At 68.2% G+C, this 26,957-nt stretch carries 18 protein-coding genes; 6 read left to right on the forward strand and 12 right to left on the reverse strand.

Annotated features, from left to right (window positions below; translation table 11 throughout):
* Positions 1-15: 15 nt before the first annotated feature.
* Genes HNQ52_RS05540 through HNQ52_RS05550 form a run of 3 tightly spaced genes read left to right on the forward strand, consistent with a single transcriptional unit; the run spans position 16 to position 5,859 of the window.
* A complete protein-coding gene (locus tag HNQ52_RS05540) occupies positions 16-1,236 on the forward strand; it encodes an efflux RND transporter periplasmic adaptor subunit (protein WP_183960122.1) in 1,221 nt (406 codons plus the stop codon).
* 4 nt (positions 1,237-1,240) lie between these two features.
* Complete coding sequence (locus HNQ52_RS05545) at positions 1,241-4,396, forward strand: efflux RND transporter permease subunit (RefSeq protein WP_183960123.1); 3,156 nt, start codon at positions 1,241-1,243, stop codon at positions 4,394-4,396.
* A complete protein-coding gene (locus HNQ52_RS05550; RefSeq protein ID WP_183960124.1) occupies positions 4,393-5,859 on the forward strand; it encodes an efflux transporter outer membrane subunit in 1,467 nt (488 codons plus the stop codon). The genes HNQ52_RS05545 and HNQ52_RS05550 overlap by 4 nt, the downstream gene beginning before the upstream one ends.
* A gap of 241 nt (positions 5,860-6,100) precedes the next feature.
* On the opposite strand, the gene rraA is transcribed toward HNQ52_RS05550, so the two are convergent.
* From rraA to HNQ52_RS05565, 3 genes are all read right to left on the reverse strand, one after another.
* Entirely contained in the window at positions 6,101-6,601 is a 501-nt protein-coding gene (gene rraA, locus HNQ52_RS05555; protein WP_183960125.1) for a ribonuclease E activity regulator RraA, read from the reverse strand.
* A complete protein-coding gene (gene rpe, locus HNQ52_RS05560) occupies positions 6,598-7,281 on the reverse strand; it encodes a ribulose-phosphate 3-epimerase (protein ID WP_183960126.1) in 684 nt (227 codons plus the stop codon). Before rpe ends, rraA begins: the two co-directional genes overlap by 4 nt.
* Before the next feature lie 288 nt (positions 7,282-7,569).
* Positions 7,570-7,917, reverse strand: a complete 348-nt coding sequence (locus tag HNQ52_RS05565; RefSeq protein WP_183960127.1) for a J domain-containing protein — start codon at positions 7,915-7,917, stop codon at positions 7,570-7,572.
* A 60-nt stretch (positions 7,918-7,977) separates the two neighbouring features.
* On the opposite strand from HNQ52_RS05565, the gene HNQ52_RS05570 reads away from it, so the two are divergent.
* From HNQ52_RS05570 to HNQ52_RS05580, 3 genes are all read left to right on the forward strand, one after another.
* Positions 7,978-8,871, forward strand: coding sequence for a phosphoribosylaminoimidazolesuccinocarboxamide synthase (locus tag HNQ52_RS05570; protein ID WP_343059226.1), 894 nt, complete (start codon positions 7,978-7,980; stop codon positions 8,869-8,871).
* Positions 8,872-8,904: 33 nt separating this feature from the next.
* Positions 8,905-9,399: an Mpo1 family 2-hydroxy fatty acid dioxygenase gene (locus HNQ52_RS05575; protein WP_183960129.1), complete on the forward strand. Its 495-nt coding sequence runs from the start codon at positions 8,905-8,907 to the stop codon at positions 9,397-9,399.
* Between the two features lie 186 nt (positions 9,400-9,585).
* Positions 9,586-10,473: a DMT family transporter gene (locus HNQ52_RS05580; protein WP_183960130.1), complete on the forward strand. Its 888-nt coding sequence runs from the start codon at positions 9,586-9,588 to the stop codon at positions 10,471-10,473.
* Between the two features lie 254 nt (positions 10,474-10,727).
* Here the strand turns inward: HNQ52_RS05580 and HNQ52_RS05585 are convergent, their stop codons facing one another.
* The 9 genes from HNQ52_RS05585 to HNQ52_RS05625 form a co-directional block, all read right to left on the reverse strand.
* Positions 10,728-13,223, reverse strand: coding sequence for an efflux RND transporter permease subunit (locus HNQ52_RS05585; protein WP_183960131.1), 2,496 nt, complete (start codon positions 13,221-13,223; stop codon positions 10,728-10,730).
* A 27-nt stretch (positions 13,224-13,250) separates the two neighbouring features.
* Positions 13,251-14,558: a WD40/YVTN/BNR-like repeat-containing protein gene (locus HNQ52_RS05590; RefSeq protein ID WP_183960132.1), complete on the reverse strand. Its 1,308-nt coding sequence runs from the start codon at positions 14,556-14,558 to the stop codon at positions 13,251-13,253.
* 324 nt (positions 14,559-14,882) lie between these two features.
* Entirely contained in the window at positions 14,883-16,241 is a 1,359-nt protein-coding gene (locus tag HNQ52_RS05595) for a DUF1329 domain-containing protein (RefSeq protein ID WP_183960133.1), read from the reverse strand.
* A 20-nt stretch (positions 16,242-16,261) separates the two neighbouring features.
* Positions 16,262-18,223 carry a DUF1302 domain-containing protein gene (locus HNQ52_RS05600; protein ID WP_183960134.1) on the reverse strand — a complete coding sequence of 654 codons (1,962 nt, stop codon included), beginning with the start codon at positions 18,221-18,223 and terminating at the stop codon, positions 16,262-16,264.
* A 24-nt stretch (positions 18,224-18,247) separates the two neighbouring features.
* Positions 18,248-20,392 (reverse strand): Ig-like domain-containing protein, encoded by a 2,145-nt coding sequence (locus HNQ52_RS05605; RefSeq protein ID WP_183960135.1) that lies wholly within the window; start codon positions 20,390-20,392, stop codon positions 18,248-18,250.
* A 97-nt stretch (positions 20,393-20,489) separates the two neighbouring features.
* Positions 20,490-21,392 (reverse strand): SDR family oxidoreductase, encoded by a 903-nt coding sequence (locus HNQ52_RS05610; protein WP_183960136.1) that lies wholly within the window; start codon positions 21,390-21,392, stop codon positions 20,490-20,492.
* Positions 21,389-22,600 carry a Na+/H+ antiporter NhaA gene (nhaA, locus tag HNQ52_RS05615; protein ID WP_183960137.1) on the reverse strand — a complete coding sequence of 404 codons (1,212 nt, stop codon included), beginning with the start codon at positions 22,598-22,600 and terminating at the stop codon, positions 21,389-21,391. Before nhaA ends, HNQ52_RS05610 begins: the two co-directional genes overlap by 4 nt.
* A gap of 25 nt (positions 22,601-22,625) precedes the next feature.
* The gene (gene glnE, locus HNQ52_RS05620) at positions 22,626-25,454 is read right to left on the reverse strand and encodes a bifunctional [glutamate--ammonia ligase]-adenylyl-L-tyrosine phosphorylase/[glutamate--ammonia-ligase] adenylyltransferase (RefSeq protein ID WP_183960138.1); all 2,829 of its coding nucleotides are present in this window, start codon (positions 25,452-25,454) and stop codon (positions 22,626-22,628) included.
* A 68-nt stretch (positions 25,455-25,522) separates the two neighbouring features.
* A complete protein-coding gene (locus HNQ52_RS05625) occupies positions 25,523-26,830 on the reverse strand; it encodes a PQQ-dependent sugar dehydrogenase (RefSeq protein WP_183960139.1) in 1,308 nt (435 codons plus the stop codon).
* Positions 26,831-26,957 lie beyond the last annotated feature (127 nt).

Genomic DNA, 26,957 nt, shown 5'->3' on the forward strand with positions numbered 1-26,957 from the left:
CGCGAGACCCTTCCCATGCCTGCGACTCCCACGCTGCGCCGCCTCTCCCTCCTCCCCGTCGGCGCACTTGCCGCGCTGGTCCTCGCCGGTTGCGGCAAGGACGAAGCCCCGCCCGCCCCGCTGCCGCCGCAGGTGGTGGTCGAACAGGTGGCCGTGCGCGACCTGCCGCTCACCCTCGCCTACCCGGCGCGCGTGTCCGGCTCGCGCGTGGTGGAAGTGCGCGCCCGCGTCACCGGCGTCGTCACCGAGCGCGCTTACACCGAAGGCCAGCCGGTGAAGGCCGGCGATCTGCTGTTCCGCATCGAGCCGGACACCTACCAGGCCCAGCTCGACCAGGCCCGCGCCCAGACCGCGCTGCAGCAGGCCACGATCACCAACGCGCAGGCCGAGTACGACCGCCTCAAGGCGCTGGTGGAAGAAGGCGCCGTCAGCCGGCGCGAGTTCGACGCCGCCGATGCCGCGCTGCGCCAGGCCAAGGCCGGCACTGCCGCCGCCAGCGCCGCGCAGAAGACCGCACAACTGAGCCTCGGCTACACCGAAGTGCGCGCGCCCGTGGCCGGCATCGCATCGAAGGAAGCGGTGACCGCCGGCAACGTGGTCAACGGCAGCGCCACCAGCGGCGGCGACCTGCTCACCACCATCGTGCAGGCCGATCCGGCCTACGTCGAATTCTCCGTCACCGAACCCGAATTCCTGCGCCTGCGCGAGCTCTCGCAGGGCGACGACAGCAAGCTCGCGGTGAGGGTCACCTCCGGTTCCACCTGCGCCACCGACGGCCGCGTCGACTTCACCGACACCTTCGTCAACGCCCAGTCCGGCACCGTGCGCGCGCGCGCCATCTTCGACAACAAGGACGGCTGCCTCGTCTCCGGCCAGTTCCTCGCCGTGCAGGTGACGGGCCTGTCGATCCCGCAGGCCATCGCCGTGCCGAAAACCGGCGTGCTGTTCGGCCAGGCCGGCGCGATGCTGTGGGTGGTGGGCGCGGACAACACCGTGCAGCCGCGCCCGGTGAAGATTCGCGAAACCTGGGAAACGAGCTGGATCCTCGACGAAGGCGTGCAGGCCGGCGAAACCATCGTCGTCGACGGCATCATGAAGGTGCGCCCGGGCGCGCCGGTGGTGCCGCTCACGCGCGAACAGGACGCCGCGCAGAAGGCCGAAGCCGCGGCCAAGAAGCAGCAGGCGCAGCAGCAGCCTTCCGAACAGCAGGCCGAACAGCCCGCGCAGGAGGGCTGAGCCCATGTTTTCCGCCTTCTTCATCCGCAGGCCCATCTTCGCGACCGTGCTCTCGCTGATCATCGTGATCATGGGCCTGGGCGCGATGATCGGCCTGCCGATCTCGCAATACCCCGAAATCCTGCCGCCGCAGATTAGCGTCGACGCGCAGTACTCGGGCGCCTCGGCCGAAGTGGTGGCCGACACCATCGCCGCGCCGATCGAGAACCAGGTCAACGGCGCCACCGACATGATCTACATGAACTCGTCGAGCAATTCCGACGGGCGCATGTCGCTGACGGTGACCTTCGCCACCGGCACCGATCCCGACGACGCCCTCGTCGAAGTGAACAACCGCATCGCCGCCGCACTGCCGATGCTGCCCGAAGAAGTCCGCCGCCTCGGCGTCACCGCGCGCAAGTCGATGTCGAGCATCCTCGGCGTGGCCGTGCTCACGGCGCCGGACGGCCGCTACGACGAAGTATTCCTGTCGAACTACGCGCTGGTGAACATCGTCGATGAATTGAAGCGCATCCCCGGCGTCGGCGACGCGCGCCTGTTCGGCCTCAAGTACTACTCGATGCGCATCTGGATGGAACCGCAGCGCATGCAGGCGCTCGGCATCACGCCGTCGGAAGTGGCCGCCGCGCTGCGCGACCAGAACAACCAGCTGCCGGCCGGCAAGATCGGCCAGGAACCGCTGGACGAGGCCGTCGACTTCACCTACTCGATGACCACCAAGGGCCGCCTCGAAACACCCGAAGAATTCGAACAGGTGATCGTGCGCCGCGACAGCCACGGCGGCATCGTCCGACTCAAGGACGTGGCGCGCGTGGAGCTCGGCGGCCAGAGCTACTCGTTCTCGTCGCAGTACAACGGCAACAAGGCGGTGCCGATGGGCATCTTCCTGCAGCCGGGCGCCAACGCGCTGGCCACGATGGACATGGTGAAGGAGCGCATGGACGCGCTGTCCGCGCAGTTCCCGGACGGCCTGCAGTACAACCTGCCGTACGACACCACCAAGTTCGTGCGCATCTCGATCAACGAGGTGGTGAAGACGCTGTTCGAGGCGATGCTGCTGGTGTTCGCCGTGGTGTATCTCTTCCTCGGCAACTGGCGCGCGACGCTGATTCCCTCGCTCGCCGTGCCGGTGTCGCTGATCGGCACGTTTGCCGGCATGTACCTGCTCGGCTTCTCGATCAACACGCTGACCTTGTTCGGCATGGTGCTGGCGATCGGCATCGTGGTCGATGACGCGATCGTGGTGCTGGAGAACGTCGAACGCATCATGCACGAGGAGCATCTGTCGCCCGTGGACGCCACGCTGAAGGCGATGCAGCAGGTCACCGGCCCCGTGGTCGCGATCGTGCTGGTGCTGTGCGCGGTGTTCGTGCCGGTGGCTTTCGTCGGCGGCATGACGGGCGTGATGTACCAGCAGTTCGCCATCACCATCGCGGTGTCGGTGGCCATCTCCGGCATCGTCGCGCTGACGCTGACGCCGGCGCTCTGCGCGCTGCTGCTGAAGTCGGACGACAAGGCGCAGTTCCGGTGGCTGCAGGCCTTCAACCGCTGGTTCGGCCGCATGACCGGGCGCTACACAACGGGCGTCACCTACCTGCTGCGCCACGGCGTGCTGACGCTGCTGCTGTTCGGTGCCGTCATCATCGCTGCCGGCGGCCTGTTCACGCGCGTGCCGGGCTCGCTGGTGCCGAACGAGGACCAGGGCACGGTGCTGGCGCTGGCGATGCTGCCGGATGCGGCCTCGATGTCGCGCACCACCGCCGTCGTGGAGCAACTCACCGAGTTCCAGAAGGACCACCCGCTCGTTGAAGGCGCGACCACGCTGATCGGCTTCGACATGCTCTCGTCGTCGCTGAAAACCAACGTCGCCACGCAGTTCATCGCGCTGAAGGACTGGAGCGAGCGCACCGAGGAAGGCCAGGACTCGACCGCGTTTGCCGGTCAGCTGATGGGCTTCGGCATGACGCAGGTGCGCGACGCCTTCGTGCTCGGCATCACGCCGCCGCCGATCATCGGCCTCTCGACCACGGGCGGCTTCGAGTTCTACATCGAAAGCCGTGCGAATGCCGACTACCGCGCGCTGGCGCAGGTGACGACGGACTTCATCGCCGCGGCCAACAACGATCCCGATCTCACCGGCGTCTCGACCCAGTTCAGCGCCAACGCGCCGCAGATCGAGCTGGAGATCAACCGCGACAAGGCGGCGGAGATGGGCGTGAGCCTGACGCAGCTGTTCGAGGCCACGCAATCGACGTTCGGCACGCTCTACGTCAACGACTTCAACCGCGACGGCCGCACCTACCAGGTGCAGCTGCAGGCCGACGGCGAAGCACGTTCCAGCATCGAGGATCTGCGCAACGTCTCGGTGCGTTCGGACACCGGCGAGCTGGTGCCGCTGAACACGCTGGTGACGCCGGTGCAGAAGACCGGCCCGGAGCTGGTGGAACGCTTCAACAGCTTCCCGGCGATCAAGGTGATGGGCAATCCGAACGCGGGCGTGTCGTCCGGTGCGGCGATCGCGGCGATCGAGCGGCTGGCGGGCGAACATCTGCCGGAAGGCTATTCGGTGGCGTGGATCGGCTCGGCGTTCCAGGAGAAGCAGGTCGCGAGCACGTCCTACATCACGATGATCGGCGGCCTGCTGTTCGTGTTCCTCATCCTCGCGGCGCAATACGAGCGCTGGTCGCTGCCGTTCGCCGTCATCCTGTCGATTCCGTTCGCCCTGCTCGGCGCCGTGGTCGCGGTGCTGCTGCGCGGGCTGAGCAACGACATCTACTTCCAGGTGGGCCTGATCACGCTCATCGGCCTGTCGGCGAAGAATGCGATCCTGATCGTGGAATTCGCCGCGGAAAACGTGCGCGACGGCATGAAGGTGGTGGATGCGGCGATCCTGGCCGCGAAGCAGCGCTTCCGCCCCATCGTCATGACCTCGCTCGCCTTCATCCTCGGCGTGTTGCCGCTGGCGATCAGCTCGGGCGCGGGCGCGAACGCACGCCACTCGATCGGCACCGGCGTCATCGGCGGCATGATTGCCTCCACGCTGATCGCCGTGTTCTTCATCCCGTCGCTGTTCCGCTGGGTCTCGCGTCGCGAAGAGAAACGCGAAGGCAAGGCGGCGGCGACGTCCGACAACGTGATCGCACCGGAGCACAAGGCATGACTTCGATGACCAGCAAGCGCACGCTGCAGCGCCTCGTGCTGGCCGCCTGCATGGCGAGCCTCGCTGCCTGCGCCGGCCTGCCCGAGCGCAACGTGCCCGAGGACGTGGCGGCGGAATTGCCGGCGCGCTTCGACGACGTGTTGCCGACGAACGAAGCCGAGGTCTCGGCCACGTGGTGGCGCGCGTTCGACGACCCGGTGCTCGACGCGCTGGTGACGCGTGGGCTCGAACACAACAGCGACCTGATCATCGGCGCCGCACGCCTGCGCGAGGCACGTGCGGTGCTGCGCCAGACGCGCGCCGACCAGATTCCGGATGTCGGCGTGTTCGTCGGCGGCAATCGCGGGCGCTCCGCATCGCCGCTGGTGCCCGGGCAAACCGCCGTCGGCGAAAGCGGCAGCTACGGCATGCAGGCCGCGTTCGAGGTCGACCTGTGGGGTCGACTCGCGGCGCAGACCGATGCGGCGCGGCAGCGTTACCTCGCGCAGGGCTACACGCAGGCGGCGCTGCGGCTGACCATCGCCGCGGAGCTGGTGCGCGGTTACCTGCAGGCGCAATCGCTCGCGGTGAGCCAGACGATCCTGGCCGACAACGTGGTGGTGCTGGAGGATGCGCTGCGCCTGAGCAACCGCCGCTTCGAACTCGGTGCGATCTCGGAGCTCGACCTGCAGAGCTTCAACTCGCAGGTGGAGGACTCGCGTGCGCAGCTTGCGTCGACGCGGCAGCAGTACAACGCCACGCGCCGCGCGCTGCTCGTGCTCGCGGGCGAGATGCCGACGCAGGAGGCATTGGCGGCGCTGGAAGTGCGCGACGAAGCCGTCGAACCGGCGTCCTTGCCGGCCGTGCCGCTCGGCCTGCCGAGTACGCTGCTGGAACGTCGCCCGGACATCCGTGCGGCGGAAGCCGATCTTGCCGCGGCGAATGCCGATCTCGCCGTCGCGCGCCGCGCGCTGCTGCCGTCGCTGAGCCTTACCGGCTCGGCAGGCGAAGCCAGCGCGGACCTGTCGGACCTGTTCGACAACAGTTTCAGCGTGTGGTCGATCGGCGCGGAGCTGCTGGCGACGATCTTCGACGGCGGCCGCCGCCGCGGCGCGATCGAGGCGGCGGATGCGCGCCGCGAGGCGGTGGTGGAAACCTACCGCGACACGGTGCGTGAATCCTTCCGCGAGGTGCTCGATGCGCTCGATGCGCGCACGGCGGCGGTGGAGGTGCACCGTGCGCGAGCGGCGCAGGCGGCGGCGCTGGACAAGGCCGTGAACCTGTCGCAGCGGCGCTACGACGAGGGGTATTCGGATTATCTCGGCGTGCTCGAAGCGCGGCGCACCTTGCTGCAGGCGCGGCTTGCGGTGGCGGATGCGGAGCGTGCGGCGGGTGCGGCGTATGTGGACCTTGCGCTGGCGCTGGGCGGTGGCTGGGACGGTGTGGCGGCCGACGCATCGACCGAGGTCGCGGCAACGCCCTGATCGATCGCCACGCGGTCGGACGACACCATCCGTCCCCGACCGCGACTAGCCCCTCTCCCGCCGGGAGAGGGGTTGGGGAGAGGGTCCGGCGGAGTTGGCGGAAAGGAACACGCCCCACCCGACATACACGCCTTGTCTACCGGGCATGATGCTGCGCAAGAACAGCAACAGCAGCAGAATCAAGGGCCACCCTCATCCCAACCCTTTTCCCCTCTAGGGAGAAGGGCTCAGTAGCAAAGGCTCAAGGCTGCAACGCAGCGCCCGGCTGGCGATCCATCACCACCACCCCATCCGCATCGGCGCACAACCACTGCCCGGGCGCGATCGCCACACCCCCGATCTCGACCACGACATCCCGCCGCCCGTCGCCGAGTTTCTCGGTCTTGCGCGGACACACCCCCAGCGCCTTCACGCCCAGAGCCAGCCCCGCGATTACGCCGCTGTCGCGAATCACGCCGTCGATGACGATGCCTTCCCAGCCGTTCTCCACCGCCTTGGCCGCCAGCAGATCGCCGAGCATCGCGCGCCGCAGCGAACCGCCGCCGGCCACCAGGAGCACACGCCCGTGCCCGGGCTCCGCCACCGCCTCGCGCACCCGCGAGTTGTCCTCGAAAGCACGCACCGTGCTCACCGTGCCGGAAAACGCCATGCGCCCACCGAGGTCACGCCACGGCAACGCGATCACGCGCACCGCATCCCCGTGCGCATCGCACAGATCCGTGGTCGCGTGCGCAGCGCTCACGCGCGCAACCCGCGCGCATCCGCCACGGCGCGGCGCATCCGCGCAATCACATCCGCATAGTCCGGCGCATTGAAGATCGCCGACCCGGCCACGAACGTATCCGCCCCCGCCGCCGCGATCTCGCCGATGTTCTCGGCCTTCACCCCACCATCGATCTCCAGCCGGATATCCCGCCCACTGCGATCGATCCGCTCGCGCACCCGCCGCAGCTTCTCCAGCGCCGACGGAATGAAGGCCTGCCCGCCAAACCCCGGATTCACGCTCATCAGCAGCACCAGGTCGAGCTCGTCGAGCACCCAGTCCAGCACCTCGATCGGCGTCGCCGGATTCAGCACCACGCCGGCCTTGCAGCCGTGCGACTTGATCAGCTGCACCGTGCGATGCACATGCGCGCTCGCCTCGGGATGGAAGCTGATGTACGTCGCGCCGGCTTTGGCGAAATCCGGCACGATGCGATCCACCGGCTCCACCATCAGGTGTACGTCGATCGGCGCGGTGACGCCATGCTTGCGCAGCGCCTCGCACACCAGCGGACCGATGGTGAGATTGGGCACGTAATGGTTGTCCATCACGTCGAAATGCACCCAGTCCGCGCCTGCGGCGAGCACGTTGTCGACCTCCTCGCCGAGCTTCGCGAAATTCGCCGAAAGAATGGACGGGGCGATCAGGCAGTCGGACATGGCGGACTCGCGGAGTGGAAACCGGTGCATATTGTCGCAGGCTTGCCGCGGTTTTCGGGCAGCAGCGTTTCCTTCTCCCCTCGGGAGAAGGTGCTCGGCAGGGCGGATGAGGGCGCCACGTTTGAGGCTTGCGAGGCTTGCGGCAAGAAAGGCAAATTGCTCCGATCAAGCGCCTTCTCCAGCACGAACCGGCTCGCCCTCATCCGCCTGCCGGCACCTTCTCCCGAGGGGAGAAGGAATGTACCGATCACCGTTGCCGAGTTTCCCGCACCCCAAAGCACATCAGGATCACTCGCCCAGCTTGCGTCGCAAGTCGCGGATACGGTCGTAGGCGGCGTTGAGCGCACGCGCGCGTTCCTCGGCCAGCGCGCGGATCTCGTCGGCCGCACCGGCCACCTTGTCCGGGTGGTACTTGCTCATCTGCTGGCGGTAGGCGCGGTCGATGGCCTCGTCGCTCGCATCCGGCGCGACACCGAGCACGGCGTAGGCATCGTCCACCTGCGAGCGCGGTTTCGGTTTCGACAGCCAGCCGGCATCGAAGGCGTGCCCGAGCAGGCCGCCGATGAGGATGCCGATGGGATGCCGCATCAGCGCGAAGCCGAGGATGGCACCGAGGACCTTGCCGTAATAGCGCATCGGCGCATTGTAGCCCCACGCCCGGCGCTACAATGGCGCTTTGCGCGAGGCCGCTGCGCCGTGACGACCACGCTCCACACCTCCGATCTCCCCGGCCTGCCCCTGCTCCATCGCGGCAAGGTGCGCGACGTGTACGGCCTGCCGGGCGACGAACTGCTGATCGTCGCCACCGACCGCCTCTCGGCCTTCGACGTGGTGCTGCCCGATCCGATCCCAGGCAAGGGCGAGATGCTGACGCAGATGTCGAACGCGTGGTTCGCGCGCACGGCGCACCTGGTGCCGAACCATCTCTCCGCAACGCCGCTGGCCGACGTGTTGCCTGCCGGCACCGACTACGCGCTGTACGCGAAGCGCAGCGTGGTGGCGAAGCGGTTGAAGGCGCTGCCGGTGGAAGCCATCGCGCGTGGTTACATCATCGGTTCGGGCTGGAAGGATTATCAGAAGACGGGCGCCATCTCCGGCGTCACGCTGCCGCCCGGCCTGCAGCAGGCGCAGCAACTGCCAGAACCGATCTTCACGCCGTCGAGCAAGGCCGCCGTCGGCGACCACGACGAAAACATCAGCTTCGAGCGCGTCGTCGACCTGATTGGCGCCGACCTCGCCGCGCAGGTGCGCGAGGCCACGCTCACGCTGTACACATTCGCATCCGAGTTCGCCGCGCAACGCGGCATCCTCATCGCCGACACCAAGTTCGAATTCGGTCTGGACGAACGCGGCAACCTGCTCGTCATGGACGAAGTGCTCACGCCCGATTCCTCGCGCTACTGGCCCGCGGACGAATACCGCGTTGGCATCAGCCCGCCGAGTTACGACAAGCAGTTCGTGCGCGACTACCTGGAAACGCTGGACTGGAACAAGACCGCGCCCGGGCCCAGAATACCGGCGGACGTGCTGGCCGGCACCGCCGCCCGCTACGCCGAAGCGCTGCGCCGCCTGAGCGACGACGCGGTCTGATCGCGACCCAGCACGCGCCACCGGAGCCAAGCCATGAACAGCACCGCCACCTACGCCGATCCGCGCCGCCCCGTCGACCGCTTCCTCGGCAACTACAGCGAAGACCACCGCAACCCCACCAACCGCATTGTGCACTGGTTCTGCGTGCCGGTGATCGTGTGGACGGTGGTGGCGCTGCTGTGGGTGATCCCGGTGCCGACGATGCTGGCCAAGCCGGGCATGTGGGCGGCGATGGCGCTGTTCTTCGCCACGATCTTCTACCTGCGCCTCTCGCGTCGGCTCGCGGTGGCGCTGCTGGTGTTCTTCGCAGCGCTGATGGTGATCACGCACTTCGTCTACGAGGCCATCGGCGGCACGGCGCTGATGTGGACGGCGATCGGCGTGTTCGTGGCGGCGTGGATCGCGCAGTTCATCGGGCACCAGATCGAGGGCAAGCGGCCGTCGTTCCTGACCGATCTGGTGTATCTGCTGATCGGGCCGATGTGGCTGATGAGCAAGCTGTTCCGCCGCGCCGGGATTTCGTACTGACCGTGACGGCCGCTGCGCGGCCTGTGAGTGCGCTCGCTGCGCGAGCAGCGTGACGTCGCTGCGCTGCCAGAAGAGCAAGACCCCACACGCTGCATCGACGCTGCGCTGCCGCTCGCGCAGCGAGCTGCACTTACAGGCCGCGCAGCGGCCGCTCACGCCGCACCGCGGCCGCCCACCGGACACGCAATGCCGCTTCGCCACCTACTGCTCGTCTTCGCCGTCTGCGTCATGTGGGCGATCAACTTCCTCACCTCCGCGATCGCGCTGAAGGAATTTCCGCCGCTGCTGTTCACTGCGTTGCGCTTCGCGCCGCTCGCGTTGCTGCTGATTCCGTGGATGAAGCCGCCGGCACGGGGCCAGTGGCCACGCCTGATCGCCGTGGCGCTGTGCATCGGAGTGCTGCATTTCGGCCTGAGTTTCTGGGCGCTGCAGCTTGCCGGCAACCTCTCGTCGCCGGCGATCCTGATGCAGAGCTACATCCCGATGTCGGCGGTGCTGGCGGTGATCGTGCTCGGCGAGCGCGTCGGCTGGCGCACGTGGAGCGGTATCGGCGTGAGCTTCCTTGGCGTGCTGGTGCTGGGTTTCGATCCGATCGTGCTGCAGGCGCCGATGTCGATGGCGCTGATGCTGGTGTCGGCGTTTTTCCTCGCGCTCGGTACGGTGCTGATGCGGCGGTTATCCGGCGTGAATGCATTCGCGATGCAGGGCTGGACGGCGGTGTTTGCGTTCGCGCCGTTGCTGCTGTGGAGCGCCGTCGTCGAACACGGGCAGATGGAGGCGCTGCGCACGGCGTCGTGGGCGGCGTGGGGCGGCGTGGTGTATGCCGCGCTGCTGTCGTCGCTGTTTGGGCACGGACTGTTCTACTGGCTGGTGCAGCGGCACCCGGTGTCGACGCTGACGCCGTACCTGTTGCTGACGCCGGTGATCGCGATCGGACTCGGCATCATGTTCTGGGGCGATGAGCCCGGGCCGCGCTTGTATCTGGGCGGTGCGATGGTGCTTGCCGGTGTGCTGGTGATTTCGGTGCGGGCGAAGCAGAAGGCGCGGCCGGTGCCGGAGCCTGCGGACGTCTGATCGGAGCGGGCCGTCAAGCCCCGCCCTCCGTCGTCCCGGCGAAAGCCGGGACCCAGCGGCGTTGCTCTTGCCCTTCGCCCGGCCATCGGAGCAAAACCGAGCAACGTCACTGGGTCCCGGCGTCCGCCGGGACGACGATGAAAGGTTGATGCGCGCCGGCGCCCCGGTCCCGCGTCGCACGCCAGCTCGCTACCCGCTTCACGTGTGCGTGCGACGCGTGCGTGCAGCGCGATGCGCTGCACGCACGCGAGGACTCACACGTGCGGCACGAACGTATCCTTCTCGCGCGGCCGCAGCAGCACGCGGCACAGCGCCGGCAGGAAGATGATCGCCGCGATCATGTTGACGATGAACATGAAGGTCAGCATCACGCCCATGTCGGCCTGGAATTTCAGCTCCGAAAACACCCACATGAAGACGCCGACCGCGAGCGTCAGCGCGGTGTAGAAGATCGCGATGCCGGTGGTCTTCAGCGCGACGAAGTAGGACTCGCTCACCGTGCGTCCGGCCTGCATCGATTCGCGCATGCGCGCGAAGATGTAGATGCCGTAGTCGACGCCGATGCCCACACCCAGCGCCACCACGGTCAGCGTGTTGACCTTCATGCCGATATCCAGGTGCACCATCAGCGAGTGGCCGAGTTCGGTCACCAGCACCAGCGGCAGCACGATGCACAGTGCGGCGAGCGGGTTGCGGAAGCTGATCAGGCACATCAGAAAGACCGCGCCGTAGAGATACCAGAGCATGTGGTGTTCGACCGCGCGCACGGTGTCGTTGGTGGCCGCCATCACGCCGATATTGCCGGTGGCAAGGCGCAGGTTCACCGCGTCGCTCTGCAGTTCCTCGCCGTTGGCCTGCGCGGCCTGCGCCTGCTCGGCGAGCGTTTCGCGCAGGTTCTCGCCCGGATGCCAGGCATCGTTGGCCTCGCGGAAGTCCTTCACCGCGTCGACCACGCGGTCGATGGTTTCGGCGCGGTGGTCGGACAGGAAGGCCATGATCGGCATTGCCGAGCAGTCGGCGTTGAGCAGGCCCGAGTCGGTTTCGAAGCCCTGGGTGGCAAGACGCAGCGAATCCGAGTCGCGCGGCAGCACGCGCCACTTGATCGAGCCGTCGTTCCAGCCGGCATTGACGATCTTCGCGGCCATCGGCAACGTCATCACCTGCTGCACGCCGGGCACGTTGGCAAGGTGCCAGGCGAAGCGGTCGACCAGTTCCATCATCGGGTAGCTCAGCGTGCATGCGTCGGGACGGCCCTCGGCGATCACGTTGAGGATGTCGACGCCGAGCGCGAACTTGCCGGTGATGGCGCGCGCATCCTGGTTGTAGCGTGCGTCGGGGCGCAGTTCGGCGACACCTTCCTGCGCGTCGCCGATCATCACCTTGTCGCCCTGGCGCTCGGCCACGAACCACACTGCGACGCCGATGACCAGCACCACCACCGCGGCGACGGGTTTGCTGAGCTTGGACAGCACCGCCCAGACCTTATCGAAGCGGGTCAGCTGGCGCAGGCGGAATTCGCGCTTGCGCTCCATGTTGCGCAGCCGGGTGTAGCTCAGCAGCACCGGCAGCAGCACGAGGTCGGTGAGGATCGTGATCGCCACACCGACCGTGGCCGTGATCGCGAGTTCGAAGATGATCCGGATCGGGATCATCAGGATGGTGGCGAAACCGATGCAGCCCGCGATCAGCGCCACCGCACCCGGCACCAGCAGCATGCGGAACGCGAGCCGCGCGGCAGTCAGTGAGTCCACGCCCTGGCGCGCGCGCAGTTCGTCCGCGGTGCCGTCTTCGAGCCCGCCGAAAAAGAGTTCGCCGCGAAAACGGTTGATCATCTGCTCGCCGTGGCTGACCGCGATGGCGAAGATCAGGAACGGCGTCAGCATGTTCATCGGATCGATGCCGAAGCCCATCAGGCGCAGCGCACCGAGCATCCACACCACCGACACCAGCGCAGCCACCACGGTGAGGCTGGCGAGCTTCACGGACGTGGAATACAGGAACAGCAGCAGCCACGTGAACGCGATCGTGAGCGCGAAGAATTTGATGACCGAACGCGCGCCGTCGGAGATGTCGCCCACCATCTTGGCGAAGCCGATGATGTGGACGCGGAGCCCGTCCTTCTCGTACTTGGTGCGCAAGGCCTCGAACTGGTTGGCGATGGCCTGGTAGTCGAGCTTGTTGTCCTCGGTTTCGGGGACGAGATCGGCCCAGATCATCGCGCCGGAAAAATCCTTCGCGACCAGCCGACCGACGATGCCGGCCTTCACGATGTTGGCGCGGACGGTGGCGAAATCCTCCGGCGTGGCGCTGTCGGCGTTGAAGTCCGGCGGGATGACGTTGCCGCCGGCGAAGCCGTCCTCCACCACCTCGACGAAACGCGTGTTCGGCGTGAACAGCGAGCGAGCGCGGGCGTTGTCCGCGGCCTGGATGCCGAGCACGTCGGCGTTGAGGTTTTCGAAGGCGCGGAAGAACGCCGGATCGAACATGTCGCCGTCGTCGGCGACGAGCGCAACGAGGACGCGATTGGCGCCACCGAACTCGACTTCGTAGTCGAGGAAGGTCTGCATGTATTCGTGGTCGAGCGGAATCTGCTTCTTGAAGCCGGCGTCCACGCGCAGCTGGCTGGCGAAGAAGATCATCACCACCGTGACGATGGCGAACAGCGCCAACACCACGGGCCGCGCGCCGAAGATCGCGTTTTCGAGGAAGCGGGTGATCGGTCCCGCGTTGACGTTGCCACCGTGCGCCATGTCGAATGCCCTGTCAGTCGTGCCGGATCACTGTTGCGTCAGGCGGGTGGTGCCCAGGCCCTTTTCGCCCGAGACGATGAGGTCCGCACCGCCGCGCGGGAGCACGCTCGCGAGCACCGGCGTGCCGCTGGCTTCGGTGGAGTAGACCTGCGTTGCCGGGGCGGCATCGGCGGAGGCGCGATGCACGACGATGCCGTTGGCACCCACGAGCACGACACCGCCGCCCGGCAACGGCGCGCCGCCCATGAGGCTGAGGTCGGTGCCGGTGTCCAGCGTGTTCCAGGTGTCGCCGAGATCTCTGGTCTCGAACGCGTTGCCGCGCATGCCGAAGGCGATCAGGTGGTCGCCCTCGTAGGCGATGGCGCCGAACATCGAACCCGGATACGGAAGCTGCAGCCGCTCCCAGGTGGCGCCGTCGTCGCGCGAACGGAATGCCGCACCGCGCTCGGCGACGATGAAGAGCGCGCCGCTGCCGGTGCGCACGATGCCGTTGAAGTGCGGATCGGATTCCTCGTCCAGCACGAGTTCGTCGCTGGAGATCGTCCAGCTTTCCTCGTCGTAGGCGTCGCCTTCGTCGGTGTCGGTGTCGGTGTCAGTGTCGGCGTCGGCATCGGCGTCGGCGGCATCCGGCGCGGCATCGGCGACGGCGCCGGTGACGTCGACGCGACGCCACGTGGCCCCGCCGTCGTCGGTGCGCAGCATCAGGCTGTAGGCGCCGACGGCGATGGCGCGCTGCGCGTCCAACATCAGCACGTCGAGCAGCGGCACGCCCTGGCGCGGATCGAACTCTTCGTCGTCGGCCGGCGGGCGCTGCACGTCGATGCGCTGCACCGTCCAGGCAAGACCACCGTCCGCGCTGTGCAGGATGACGCCGTCGTGCCCGACCGCCCACGCGGTCTTGCCGCCCGCGGCCACGGCCGTCAGGGTGGCGCGCGTCGGCACGTCGGCCACCTGGCGCCAGTCGCTGCGCGACTCGGACACGAGGATCTGGCCGCGTTCGCCGACGGCGATGGCGCGCGAGTCGCTTTCGGCGATGTCGAGGATGAGGGCCTGCGTGGCGGCGTTGGGCATGAGTTCGCTGCGCAGCGCGGCCACCGGATCGGTGGTGGCCGCCGGTGCGGCGGGCGGCGGCGCGGTGTCCGCGGCGGGCGGTGTGGCATCGACCGCCGGATCGGGTGTGGCCTCTGGCGCGGCGTCGACGGCCGGATCGGACGCGACCTTCGATGGGTCGGCCGGATCGGGCGAGGGCGACGGCTGCTGCGCGCCGACGGCCACGGTTGCACCGCACAGCGCGATGGCGACGAGCCAGCCTGCGGTCGACTGCTTCACATTCATGTCCCCCTCCGTCCGACGCGGTGCCGGATGCGTGCCCGGACCGATGTTCCAGTGTGTATCGAGACTAGCAGTATTCGCGACACCTGCGCCGCGCTGCTGCGCACCACGGGTGCAACATGGCGGTTCGTCAGGCCCCGAAACGCCGCCAGCCGCGCCTTTCGGCCGCGGCTGGCGGGGTGTCACGGTTCCATCGGTGCGGTCGCGTCGCGGCACCGGTTTGGTGTGCGACATGTCTCTCGTGCTGCACGTCCTCCGCCCGGCACGTGACACGTGTCGCATGTCCTGCGGTCGATGCGCACGCCGCGCGTGCTTCACACCCTCCGATCAGCGCACGCCGCGCGTGCGCAGGGCCTGCGGAGTGAAGTTCTCCAGCGACGACTGGTACGAGAAGTCCGGCGCCTGATCCTGATTGTCGACACCGGTCGCGAGGTAGCGACCGCTCAACAGGTCGTGGTGGTTTTCCATCGTGGTCCAGAACACCGGCACCTCGTAGTACGTGATCGACGGCGCTTCGGAGTAGCGCCACAGCGCGCCCTGGCCGTTGTAGTGGTCCATGATCAGGATCTGCCAGCTGTCCTCGTCCACGTAGAAGGTGCGGCGCGAGTTGATGTGGCGCTTGCCGGGCTTGAGCGTGGCGTCCACCACCCACACGCGGTGCAGTTCGTAGCGCAGGTAGTCCGGATCGATGTGGCCCGGCTTGATCATGTCCGAGACCTTGGACTTGTCGCTGTGCGCCTTGTAGGAGTTGTACGGGACGTACATGTCCTTCTTGCCCACGAGCTTGAAGTCGAAGCGGTCGAGCGCGCCGTTGTACATGTCGGTCATGTCGGACGTGCGCAGGCCGTCGGCGGCGGTGCCGGGGTTGTCGTAGGCCACGTTCGGCGCGCGGCGCACGCGGCGCTGGCCCGGGTTGTAGACCCACGCCTGGCGCGGCTGCACGGCCTGGTTGAGGCTTTCGTGCACCAGCAGCACCTGGCCGGCGAGACGCGCCGGGCTTTCCACCGACTGGTAGAAGTACAGCAGCATGTTGTTGATGTCGGCGATGGTGTTGCCGGGCTTGTAATACAGGCCCATGAATTCCTCGCGGATGCGCACGAGGTTGTACTGGCCACCGGCGGTCACGGGCGCGAGGTTGGTCCAGCGCGCGGCCGAGATGCCCTTGTACTTCATCTTGTGGTTCCAGATGACCTCCGCGCCGGACTGCGGAATCGGGAACGGGATGCCTTCGGCCGCGTCGGTCACGCCGTCGCCGTCGTTGATGAGCTTGGCGGTCGTGGCGTTCTTGATGGTGTATTCGTAGGTCCGCTCCGGGAAAGCCGCCGAACGCCGCGTCGGATAGATGTCCATGCGGAAGCTCGGATACTTCGCGAACATCGCCTGCTGGCCTTCGGTCAGCTTGTCGGCGTGTTCCTTGTAGTTGGCCGGCGTGATCTGCAGCACGGGCTTGTCGGCGGCGAACGGATCCGGATGGAAATCGCCGACCTTGTAACCGGCCGGCGGCGACGTGACGCCGCCGTCCCACGCAGGAATGGTGCCGTCCGCGCTGGCGCCCATCTCGGCGCCCAGGGCGGTCAGTTCCTTGCCGAGCTTGGCGGCCTGGTCCGCACCGACGGCCGCGATGGCGCCGGTGCCGAACGTCAGGCCGGCGCAGACGGCCAGGACCTTCAACGAATGGTTTTTCATGCAGTTCTCTCCCTGTGCGGTCAGAACGAATACTTGGCCGCGAACGAAACGAAGTCGCGGTCGTGGATCTGGTTGTAGGGCTTGGCGCCGGTGAACAGCGTGTAGCTCAGATCGAACGACCATTCATTCAGGTACAAGGCTTCGACGCCGATCGTCGCGGACTTGCGGCCTTCGAGGAAGTTGCCGCCCGGACCCGGGGTGATGCCGTTGACGTCGTGGTTGAACGCGATGCGCGGCGAGAGGTTGATCGAGCCGCCGAAGACGTTGTTGTAGTCCGCGCGCATCGCCACGCGATAGCCCCAGCTGAATGCGGTCGGAAATCCGCCCGTCAGCGTCTGCGGGTTGCGCAGATTACCGCTGTCGATGGCCGGGCCGCCGCCGGTGTCGGTGCCTTCGCCCTCGTAGCGCAGGATGCTCTGGTCCGGGAGATCGAGCACCTTGGTGGCGCCGATCTCGCCGACGAGCGCGATCTGCTCGGCACCGAGGAAATTGCCCGGTCCGAACGCCTTGGTGAAAGTCGACTGGATTTGGCTGACCTCGTGCGCTTCCCAGCCCTTGACGTATTCGCCCGGACCGTAACTGCCGAGCTGGCTCACGAACCGCAGGCCCGGCTGCGGAATCACGGCATTGAGCGGCGACAGGCCGGCGAACAGCAACTCGACGTCGTCGATCTGCAACGGCATGTTGTCGCGATAGCTGATCTCGCCCTGGAACGCGACGCCACCGGGCAACGAGCTGTTCCACGACAGGCCGAACAGGTCGATGCCTTCGGGATACTCGAGGAAATAGCGTCCCGAGTTGGCATTGGTGTTGGTGACCGCGATGCCCGACAGCACCGGCACGCGGCTGTGGTACTTGAGGTAGTACAAGCCGAATTCGGTGCCGTTCAGCGCGTCGGAGAAATAGCGCAGCGCAGCGCCGTACTGGCCGCTGTCCTTGGCATTGCGGTTGGGCGCGCGCGGGAACGCCGCGGCACAGCCGGCGCCGACGAGCTGTGCCTGCACGGCCGGCGGATAGGCGCTGTAATCCCGGTCGCTGTTCGCAAAACCGGCGGGACCGGACTGGCAAACGCTGTAGAACAGATCCGGGTTGTTGACCGGCTGCGGCACGGTGCCGAAGTTCAGCATCACGTAGTTGCCGCCGGGCGAGGCGAAGTCGTTGGCGCTGAAATACGTGCCCGAGGCGTCGATTTCGATTTCCTCGAACTCGAACAGGTACAGCGCTTCGAGCGAGAGATTGTCGGTCAGGCTGAAGCTCGTCCAGAGCGAATCGACCGGCAGGAACGCCTCCTTCAATTCGGCGCCGGCGACGCGCAGCGCCGACAGATCCACCGGGTTGATCACGTTGATGCCGTTCTGGATGAAGGTACCTTCGCCCCAGCTCACCACCTGGCGACCGAGACGCACGCTGCCCTGGCCGGTTTCGCCATAGCTGAAGTTGTGGAACACGAACGCGTCGAGCAGGCGGAAGCGCTCGCCGATCAGGTCCTTGGCCGTTTCCGACAGGTCGTTGCGGTCGGCGTTCTCGAAATCGTAGAAGTACGTGGCGCGGGCAAACGCACCCGAATCGCGCCAGTTCAGCGACAGCTCGCTGGTGATCTTTGCGGCGTTGGAGATGAGGTCGCCATCGTCGTACTTGAGATTGCCGTCGTCGCGGTTGGCCGAGAAACGACCGCGGGCCTGCAGCTGCAACTGCTGCGCGCCGAGGTAGTCGCCCGCAGCGGTCAGCGCGGCGATCTGCGACACGATGGTCGGATCGAAATGGGACTTGGCGATGAGATTGTCGTCGCGTTCCTGCACGCGCATCGAGGCGCCATAGGACAGCGTGGTGTTGAACGAGCCGCTGAAGTCGCCTTCGCCGAACTCGATGGCGGAAGCCGACTGCGCGGTCAGCGCGAGTGCGCCGACCACGGCCAGCGCCAGCGGCGCGCGCACCGCGCGGCGAGGTCCGGACACGCGGGAAGTCTGAATCGTGCGTTTCATGGGATGCGTTCCTTGGATTCTGGCTTACTGCGTGCGGATGACGGACGGGTCGGACACGACGACCGCGGCGCCGTCGGAGACGAGGAAGCTCGCCATTTCGCCCTGCATTTCGATCGTCGCGGCCAGCGATGCGGCCGGGCTGAGAAGCGAACCGTGATCGCCTTCGATGAAACGCGTCACGCCGCGGATGCCGTCGGGATCCTCGACCGTCGCGTCGATCGGCGTCAGTCCGAGCGCGCGGATCAGCGGCTCGGTGCCCGAGAGCGGAGCACCGGCGACGCTGTTCGGAATCACCTGGTCCGGCAGCACGCCAGCGCCGTCGCCGACGACTTCGTGCAGCAGGATCGCGTTCTGCGCCGACGCGAAGCCGTAGTTGACCGGATCGGCGGAATCGATCACCTGCTGCGTCGCCACCATGAACCGATCGTAGTCCGGCGTGCCGGCCTGCACGCCCGCCGCAGCGAGGCCGGCGCGGATGCGCGGTCCGAACGTGGGCGACGCATCGAGCATGCGCGCGATGCCGCCGCCCGGCACCGAGAGCACGCCGGTGTTGACGTTCGGCTCCAGCGCAAGGAACGAGGTGCCGGCGATGGCGCCGAGCGACTGGCCGACGAATTCGATGCGCGAGCTGTCGAAGTCGCCGGTGCCGTTGCCGTCGATGTCCATCGACGGAATGCTCGCGGTCAGCACGAACAGGTCCGCGATGCCCTGGCGCAGATTGTCGCGCGAGGTCAGCAGCGAACTGAGGTTGATGAAGTGCGCGCCGGAGGTATCGACGCGACCGTCCGGACCGGGCGCGCCGGTGTCGTTGTCGACGTAATCCACATCGAAGGTGCGCTCCTGCGCGATGTCGGCGAACGGGGTCCGCTCGTTGTAGAACGGGCTGGTGAATTCACCAGGAAGCAGTCCGTGCAGCGGCAGGTCGATCGCGACCACGGCAAAGCCCTGCGCAGCGGCCGTGCCGGAGATCGCGAGTGCGTCGAGGCGGCTGCGCGTGATGCCGTGCTGGTAGATCACGATCGGCCAGCCGCTCGCCGGCATCGTGCGGCCCGATGCCGCGTTCGGTACCGTCATCACCACGGGCACGGTGACGTTGGTCGTGGCCACGGGAATCGGGTTGGCGAAGGTGATGTTGGTCGAGGTCGGGTTCAGCCCGAGCCCGTTGAACGGCGCAACGTACGCACCCGGTGCGGCCTTCCAGAAGCCGGTCAGCGGGCCGGTCGGATTCTCGGCCGACGGTGCGGTCAGGTAGTACGGCAGCGTGATGGTGCCGATGTAGATGTCGGCGATCGGCGGCAGGTTGGCGACCGCGATGGTCTGGCCGCTGTTGGCGAGCAGGGTTGCGCCGGGCTGCGTGATCGAGCGCACCGCCTGCAGCACCGGCGTGATGCTCTGCGTGGTGAACACCCACGACACCACCACGTCGTCGCGCGCGATGCCGGCGCTGCCGGCCGCGGCGAGCTGCGAGTTGGTCAGCTGGCGCAGCGGTTCGAGCGAGCACGCCGTGGCGTTGGGCAGCAGCGGCTCCTGGCTGACGCCGTTGACGCACAGCGGCGTCGGGCGCTTGGACAGGAAGTAGGTCTGGTCGGGCGTGGCGTCGTTGCCGTTGGCGTCGCGGATGCGGTCGGTCAGCACCACGAGATAGGACGTGAGCTGCTTGAGCGGCGCGGTCGGCACGATCGCCAGCGTGCGCCCGGTCGCGTCGCTCGGTGCGAGCGCGGCGACGAATTCGGTGCCGCCGGCCAGTTCGCGGACGATGCCCGTGACGCCGCCGCCGGGCCCGGTCAGCGACACTTCGAACACGCGGATCGACTGGCCCGGCAACAGCGAGGCGGGATCGGGGCGGGCGTTGAACGCCGTCGACCACGGCGCCGTGGTGCTCCATCCGTCGAGCGTGCTGATCGCGACGGTGGGATCGGAGAAGTTGTTCGGATTGGCGACCGGCGGATTGAGCGTGAGATCCGTGGTGCCGGACAGCAGCAGGTTGTTCGGCAGCGGGATCGTCGACGTGGTCGGATCGAACCGCGCGGTGAGCACGCCGTTGACCGGCGAGCCGTTGTTGTTTTCGGCCGGCGGCGTCGGTGCCGCCCGGTCGCTGTTACTGGAACCGCCGCACGCCGCCAGCAACAGCGACGACAACGCCAACGTCAAGCTCAGTCGGGCCTGCATGATCTTTATCCTTGATGAATCGGGGTCGCAACGCGCCGTCATCATAGGTAGGCGGCGCGCGGATTGGCAATGCTGTGCCGTATGGAAAAAGCGGCACTTATTCTGCTGCGCCGCAGCATTCCCGGTCGTGCACCGCGGCCTCGAACATGCCGGCCTCCGGCACGAACGGACGCGGCACGATGCCCAGATCGCGCACCGCATCGCTGCCGTCGAACACAAGATCGCTGCGCAGGCGCTGCAGTACGCCGGGACCGGCATCGCGCAGCTTGCCCACGCGCCGCGCGCTCGCGAGTGCGATCCGCAACACACTGTCGGGCACCCGCATCAATCGTGGCGGCGGCACCAGGCACGCCAATGTGCGGCGCACCATTTCGTCGTAGCGCAGCGTTTCTCCGCCCGGAAAATCGTAGGCACGGTTTGCTGCAGCCGATACCAACGCCGCCTGAAAGCACGCTGCGGCGAGGTCGTGTGCGTGCACCGGCTGGCGCAGCCCCGTTGCGCCGCGCGCGAGCGCGAACAGTCCGAATCGCCGCGCGAGCGTGGCGATTCGCGTCAGGCTGCGATCGCGCCCGACACCGTAGACAAGGGTCGGGCGCAGCAGGGTCCACGTGATCCCGCGCTCGGCACATACCGTGGCGAGGCGCGTTTCGAGCGCTGCGAGGCGCTGTGCGAGATCGCGTTCGCGCGCATCGATCGAGTCGCGCTTGGTGGTGGCACTGGTGGAACCGAACGCCACCACGCGGCGCGGCGCGGCCGGCACGCGCTCGAGCCAGCGCAGAAAGCCGTCGAGCGGGCCGAGACTGAAGACCAGATCTTCTTCCTGCGGCGGATCCGCGCTGCCGAACAGGTCGAACCGCTGCCATCGCAATGCCGGATGCGGCGATGCGGGCGTGTCGCCGCGCGTGATCGCACGCACCCGCAGGCCGTGCGCCAGCAGCCGCGGAAGCAGGCCGACGCCGATCTGTCCGCGCGCGCCGAACACGAGCGCGCTGCGGTTCATGCCGCGCGTTCGGGTCGCGGCAGCGTGCGTTGCAGCCAGAGCAGGCCGATGATCGCCGCCGCGATGGAGCCGGCGAGGATGCCGATGCGATTGGTGAGGGCGTATTCGCTGCCCGGCGCGAACGCGAGCGAGCCGATGAACAGGCTCATCGTGAACCCGATGCCGCACAGCACCGACATGCCGAACAGCGCGGCCCAGCCGCAGCCCTCGGGCTTGGGCGACCAGCCCATGCCGATGGCGATCGCGGCTGCGCCGAACACGCCGATGGGCTTGCCCAGCAGCAGGCCGAGCGCAACGCCGAGCGGCACTGCCTGCAGCGCGTCGCCCCAGGTCATGTCGCCCAGATACAGGCCGGCGTTGGCGAACGCGAACACCGGCATGATGGCGAACGCCACCCACGGATGCAGCGCATGTTCGAGCGAGGCGAGCGGCCGCACCTCGGGATTGTCCGGATGCCGCAGCGGAATCATCAGGCCGGTGGCGACGCCGGCGAGCGTGGCATGCACGCCGGATTTGAGCACGAACACCCACATCACCAGACCCACCAGCAGGTAGGCCGGCACGCGCATCACCCGCATGCGGTTCATCGCGAACAGCACCACGAGCGAGACCACCGCGCCGCCGAGCGCGAGCAGCGACAGCTTGCCGCCGTAGAACAGCGCGATGATGACGATGGCGCCGAGATCGTCGATCACCGCAATGGCCGACAGCAGCACCTTCAGCGCGATCGGCACGCGCGAACCGAGCAGCGACAGGATCCCGAGCGCGAACGCGATGTCGGTGGCGGCCGGAATCGCCCAGCCATGCAGCGCGGTGCGGCTGTCGTGATTGAAGGCGATGTAGATCAGCGCCGGCACCAGCATGCCGCCGATCGCGCACACCATCGGCAGCAGCAGCTGGGCGCGGCTCGACAACTGGCCTTCGACCGCCTCGCGCTTGATCTCCAGCGCCACCAGCAGGAAGAAGATCGCCATCAGAAAGTCGTTGATCCACAGCAGCAGCGGCTTGGCGATGTCGAGTTCGCCCACGCGCACCTGCACCGGCACTTCGAGCAGCGCGACGTAGAAATCGCGCAGCGAACTGTTGGCGAGCAGCATCGCGATGATGGCCGCCACCACCAGCACGATGCCGCCTGCGGCCTGCAGCCGGAAGAATTCGCCCAGCGCGCTGATCGCGCGTGCGGGCAGCCGGGTCAACGCCTTTGCCATCGCTGGAATGCCTGCTGCGGGGGCGTCACAGTATAGGTGCAGGCGCCGCGGGTGCGGCCACGGACGCGTCCGCGAATCCCAGTCGCTGCCAGACGCCGAGCACGGCGAGGCGTGCGGCCGCGACGTCGTCGCTCTCCGGCACGATGCGCGCACGGCCGTCCAGGGTGCATGCGAGCGAGCGCGCCAGCAGCGCGGCATGCGCCCGCTGCAGCGCAGCGGCGTCCTCCGCCGCGATCCAGCCGATGCCGGCGAGCGCGGCGATCAGCTCGGGCGTGCGCGTGGTCTCGCACAGCGCGCGATGCGACGCGGCGTGCATCAGCACGCCGGCCTGGAGCAGGAATTCCACGTCGACCAAGCCGCCGCTGCCCTGCTTGAGATCGAAGCCGGCGCTGCCGCTGCGGTCGAGTTCGTCGCGCATGCGCTGGCGCATCTTCGCAACGTCCGCACGCACCTGCGCCGGATCGCGCGCGCGCCGCAGCGTGTCCTCGCGGATGCGCGCGAACGCGTCCGCCACCTGCGCATCGCCGGCCACGCAGCGCGCCCGCACCAGGGCCTGCTGCTCCCAGGTCCACGCCCGTTCGCGCTGGTACTCCGCGAAGCTCGACAGGGTGGAGACGAGCAGGCCTTTGGCACCGTCGGGACGCAGGCGCAGGTCCGCGTCGTACAGCCGGCCCGCGGGCGTGGGCATCTGCAGCAGCGCGATCGTCTTCTGCACCACGCGGGCGTGGTAGCGGGCCGCGTCGAGCGGACGCGCGCCGTCGCTTTCGCGCTCGGCGTCGCCGGCGTCGTAGAGGAAGACCAGGTCCAGGTCGGAACCGAAGCCCAGCTCCTTGCCGCCGAAGCTGCCGTACGCGATCGCGGCCAGACCGCCGCCGGGCAGGCGGCCGTGCTGGCGCGCAAGATCCTCGACCGCCGCCGGCAGCACCGCACCGATCACCGCCTCCGCAAGGAAGGCGAGCTGGCGCGCGCTTTCCTGCGCCGACTGCCGATCGATGAGCGTGGCGCGCGCGATGCGGAACGCGAAGCTCTGGCGGAATTCGTTGAGCGCCACCAGGCGGGTCTCGATGTCGTCGGTCGCTGCCGCCGCCAGCACGGCCTGCAATGCCGCGCCGACCTCGGCGCGCGTCGGCGGCGTGGCGTCGGCACGCACGTCGAGCAGATCGTCGAGCAGCAACGGATGCGCACACACGCGCTCGGCCATCCACGCGCTCGCCGACATCACCTCGACCAGACGCGCGAGCGCGCCGGGCTGCTCGTCGAGCAGCGCCAGGTAACTGGAACGCCGCAGTACCGCCTGCACCAGCGCGAGCGCGCGCCCGGCGGCGATGCCGGGCGCGCGGCTGCGTGCGGCCGCGCCGAGCAGCGCCGGCAGCACGCGATCCAGCCGCGCACGCGTGCGGGCCGACAGCGATCGCAGCAACGGCAGGCGCGCGAACTCGAGCAGTTGCGCATGCAGCGCGTTGGCGTCGGCGAAGCCGGCCTCGGCCAGCGGCGCGGCGTCGCTGCGCTTGATGTCGCGCCAGTAGGCGGCCAGCGCCTCGCCGCCGGCACGCGGCCCGGTGCGCGCCTCGAACACGCGCTCGAACTCGCGCGCCACACCGTGACGATGCTGGTCCAGTTCGTCCTGCAGCGCGTCCCAATGCGGATAGCCGAGCCCGAACGCGAGCCGCGCGCGGTCCTCCGCCGCGTCCGGCACCGCGTGGGTCTGCTCCTCGCGCAGCATCTGCACGCGATTCTCGAGCCGCCGCAGGAAGCGATACGCCGCGACCAGCACGTCGGCGTTGTGCTCGGGAACGTACCCGCGCGCGCGCAGCGCCGCCAGCGCCGGCAGCAGGCCGCGCTGGCGCAGCGCCGGCTCGCGGCCGCCGCGGATGAGCTGCTGCAGCTGGACGATGAACTCGATCTCGCGGATGCCGCCGCGGCCGAGCTTGAGATGCCCTTCCAGCTCGCGCCGTGCCACATCGGCCTCGATCATCGCCTTCATCTCGCGCAGGCCTTCGAACGCGCCGTAGTCCAGATAGCGCCGGTACACGAACGGCCGCAGCGCCTCGAGCAGACGCTCGCCCTGCACCGTGTCGCCGGCGATCGGGCGGGCCTTGATCCAGGCGTAGCGTTCCCAGTCGCGCCCTTCGCGCTGGAAGTACTGCTCCATCGCGGCGAACGACAGCGCCAGCCGCCCGACCTGCCCGAACGGGCGCAGCCGCATGTCGACGCGGTAGGCAAAGCCGTCCGCATCGATGTCGCCGAGCAGCTGGATCAGGCGCTGACCCACGCGCTGGAAATACGCGCCGTTGTCGAGCGGACGCGCACCGTCGCTGCTGCCGCCGTCCGGATACGCGAACACCAGATCGATGTCGGAGGAAAAGTTGAGCTCGGCGCCGCCCTGCTTGCCGAGCCCGAACACCACCAGCGACTGCGCGGCGCCGGCCGCGTCGCGCGCGATGCCGTGGCGCGCCGCGAGGGCGCCGTGCGCGGCGTCGAGCGCGACCGCGGTGCAGGTGTCGGCCAGCGCCGAGGTGCGTGCGAGGGTCTGTTCGACACTGTCGAGGCCATTCACGTCGCGCCACACGAAGCGCAGGCTCTCGGCATGGCGGTAGCGCCGCAGCAGCATCGGCCACTGCGGCTCGTCGTCGGCGCGCAGCACGGGCACCGCGGGCGCACGATCGAGCGCGTCGAGCAGCTCCGGCGTGCGGCACAGTCGGTCGAGCGCGTAGTCGCTCGCCAGCAGCAGGCGGTGCAGCGCGGTGGCGGTGGCGGCGTCGCGCGTGATCCGCGCGACGCGCTCCGGCGCGACGGCGTGCAGCCGGTCGAGACTGCGGTCGAGCACGCTGCGCAGGATGTCGGGCACGATCATGCGGCCATTGTGGCAGAGGCCGCGCCGACGCCCCGCCCGCACCTATGCCGCTGCGCGGCGGGGTCGGCTCATTCGAATCCGTCCGCGAACAGCGTGCCGCTGCTTGCCGAGAAGAAGCGGTACAGACGGCCGTTGCCGAAACCCGCCACGTAGAGGTTGCCGTCGCTGTCCTCACCGAAGCCGGCGATGCTGGTTGCGATGCCGTCGCCGCCGTCGAGCGTGCGCCACACGTCCACGCTGCCGACCGGCGGATCCCAGTCGACGCCGTCGTTGCGCGCAAAGAAGATCTCCCGGCTGCAGTAGTCGGCGCTGATGTACATGCCCACGAGTCCGGCGATCGGTCCGCGATAGCGATAGCCGCCGGAGATCGAGCAGCGGCCCTCATCGTGGCCGTAGACCTGGAACGGAAAGGTCACCGCGTCCTCGTCGAGGGTGGCGCAGGGACCCGTGCCGTTGAACGCGTCCACGCCTTCGAAGCAGCGCCAGCCGAGATTGTGGCCGAGTTCGCCCGCCGGAATGCGCGTGGTCTCCTCCCAGCTTCCCTGACCGACGTCGGAGATGTAGAGATCGCCGTTGGCGCGGTCGAAACTCATGCGCCACGGGTTGCGCATGCCCACGTGCGCGATCTCGTCGCAGGTGTCTGTCGAACCGACGTACGGGTTGTCCGGCGGAATGCGGTAGCCGGCCTGCGCACCTTCGGTCGCGGCGCACATCTCGGCCGATGCGCTGGCCGTGGTCTGCGTGGGATCGATGCGCAGGATCTTGCCGAGCAGGTAGTAGTTGGTGCCGCCGCCGGGGCTGCAGCTGGACGGGTCGTTGTCGATCGGCTTTTTCCACAGGCACTGCGCGAAGCCGTTCGGATCGTTCTGGATGCCGCCGTCGCCGCTCGACCAGTACAGGTAGCCGTCCGGGCCGAAGGCGATGTCGCCGCCGTTGTGGTTGCCGGCCATGTCGGGAATGCGGATCACCTCGCGCCGGCTCGCAAGATCGACGACGTCGGGGTCGCCGGCGCTGGTGGCGAACTCGGCGATGGCCTGCGGATTGCCCGCATCGGGGCTGGTGTAGCTGACGTAGAAGCGGCGTTCGGCGACGCCGTCGTAGTCCGGGTGGAAGGCAAGGCCCAGCAGGCCGCTTTCGCTGCTGGTATTGACCGCGATGGTGAGGAAGGGCACCGGCGTCGCGCCGACGATGCGCTGCACCGTCCCGCCCTTCTGCACCACGAACAGGCGACCGTCGGGCGCGTGCCGCACCGCGAGCGGCGAGCTCAGGCCGGCGGCCACTTCCTGCAGCGTGAGATCGGCCGGCGGGGTCTGCGCGAGGCCGGCGGCGGACCAGGCCAGAAGCGGAAGGACGAGGGCACACGCACGTCGGGTCATCGCATCGCGCCTCTGGCATGGGGAAGGTCGACCTTACCCCGAGGCCGCGAACCTGCGGTGAACCGCGGACACCGCCGGTCGGCGCGTTGCGCCCGGCCGGACGACGGCGCGGCGCCGGTTCAGGCGT

The organism is Chiayiivirga flava (assembly GCF_014202825.1).
Taxonomy (GTDB): Bacteria; Pseudomonadota; Gammaproteobacteria; order Xanthomonadales; family Xanthomonadaceae; genus Chiayiivirga; species Chiayiivirga flava.

Excerpts from the sequence above, each read along its gene's own strand:
- HNQ52_RS05540 (WP_183960122.1), top strand. The coding sequence starts at position 16 with ATGCCTGCGACTCCCACGCTGCGCCGCCTCTCCCTCCTCCCCGTCGGC.
- HNQ52_RS05545 (WP_183960123.1), top strand. The coding sequence starts at position 1,241 with ATGTTTTCCGCCTTCTTCATCCGCAGGCCCATCTTCGCGACCGTGCTC.
- HNQ52_RS05550 (WP_183960124.1), top strand. The coding sequence starts at position 4,393 with ATGACTTCGATGACCAGCAAGCGCACGCTGCAGCGCCTCGTGCTGGCC.
- rpe (WP_183960126.1), bottom strand. The coding sequence starts at position 7,281 with ATGTCCGACTGCCTGATCGCCCCGTCCATTCTTTCGGCGAATTTCGCG.
- HNQ52_RS05565 (WP_183960127.1), bottom strand. The coding sequence starts at position 7,917 with ATGCGCTATTACGGCAAGGTCCTCGGTGCCATCCTCGGCTTCGCGCTG.
- HNQ52_RS05575 (WP_183960129.1), top strand. The coding sequence starts at position 8,905 with ATGAACAGCACCGCCACCTACGCCGATCCGCGCCGCCCCGTCGACCGC.
- HNQ52_RS05580 (WP_183960130.1), top strand. The coding sequence starts at position 9,586 with ATGCCGCTTCGCCACCTACTGCTCGTCTTCGCCGTCTGCGTCATGTGG.
- HNQ52_RS05585 (WP_183960131.1), bottom strand. The coding sequence starts at position 13,223 with ATGGCGCACGGTGGCAACGTCAACGCGGGACCGATCACCCGCTTCCTC.
- HNQ52_RS05590 (WP_183960132.1), bottom strand. The coding sequence starts at position 14,558 with ATGAATGTGAAGCAGTCGACCGCAGGCTGGCTCGTCGCCATCGCGCTG.
- HNQ52_RS05595 (WP_183960133.1), bottom strand. The coding sequence starts at position 16,241 with ATGAAAAACCATTCGTTGAAGGTCCTGGCCGTCTGCGCCGGCCTGACG.
- HNQ52_RS05600 (WP_183960134.1), bottom strand. The coding sequence starts at position 18,223 with ATGAAACGCACGATTCAGACTTCCCGCGTGTCCGGACCTCGCCGCGCG.
- HNQ52_RS05605 (WP_183960135.1), bottom strand. The coding sequence starts at position 20,392 with ATGCAGGCCCGACTGAGCTTGACGTTGGCGTTGTCGTCGCTGTTGCTG.
- HNQ52_RS05610 (WP_183960136.1), bottom strand. The coding sequence starts at position 21,392 with ATGAACCGCAGCGCGCTCGTGTTCGGCGCGCGCGGACAGATCGGCGTC.
- nhaA (WP_183960137.1), bottom strand. The coding sequence starts at position 22,600 with ATGGCAAAGGCGTTGACCCGGCTGCCCGCACGCGCGATCAGCGCGCTG.
- glnE (WP_183960138.1), bottom strand. The coding sequence starts at position 25,454 with ATGATCGTGCCCGACATCCTGCGCAGCGTGCTCGACCGCAGTCTCGAC.
- HNQ52_RS05625 (WP_183960139.1), bottom strand. The coding sequence starts at position 26,830 with ATGACCCGACGTGCGTGTGCCCTCGTCCTTCCGCTTCTGGCCTGGTCC.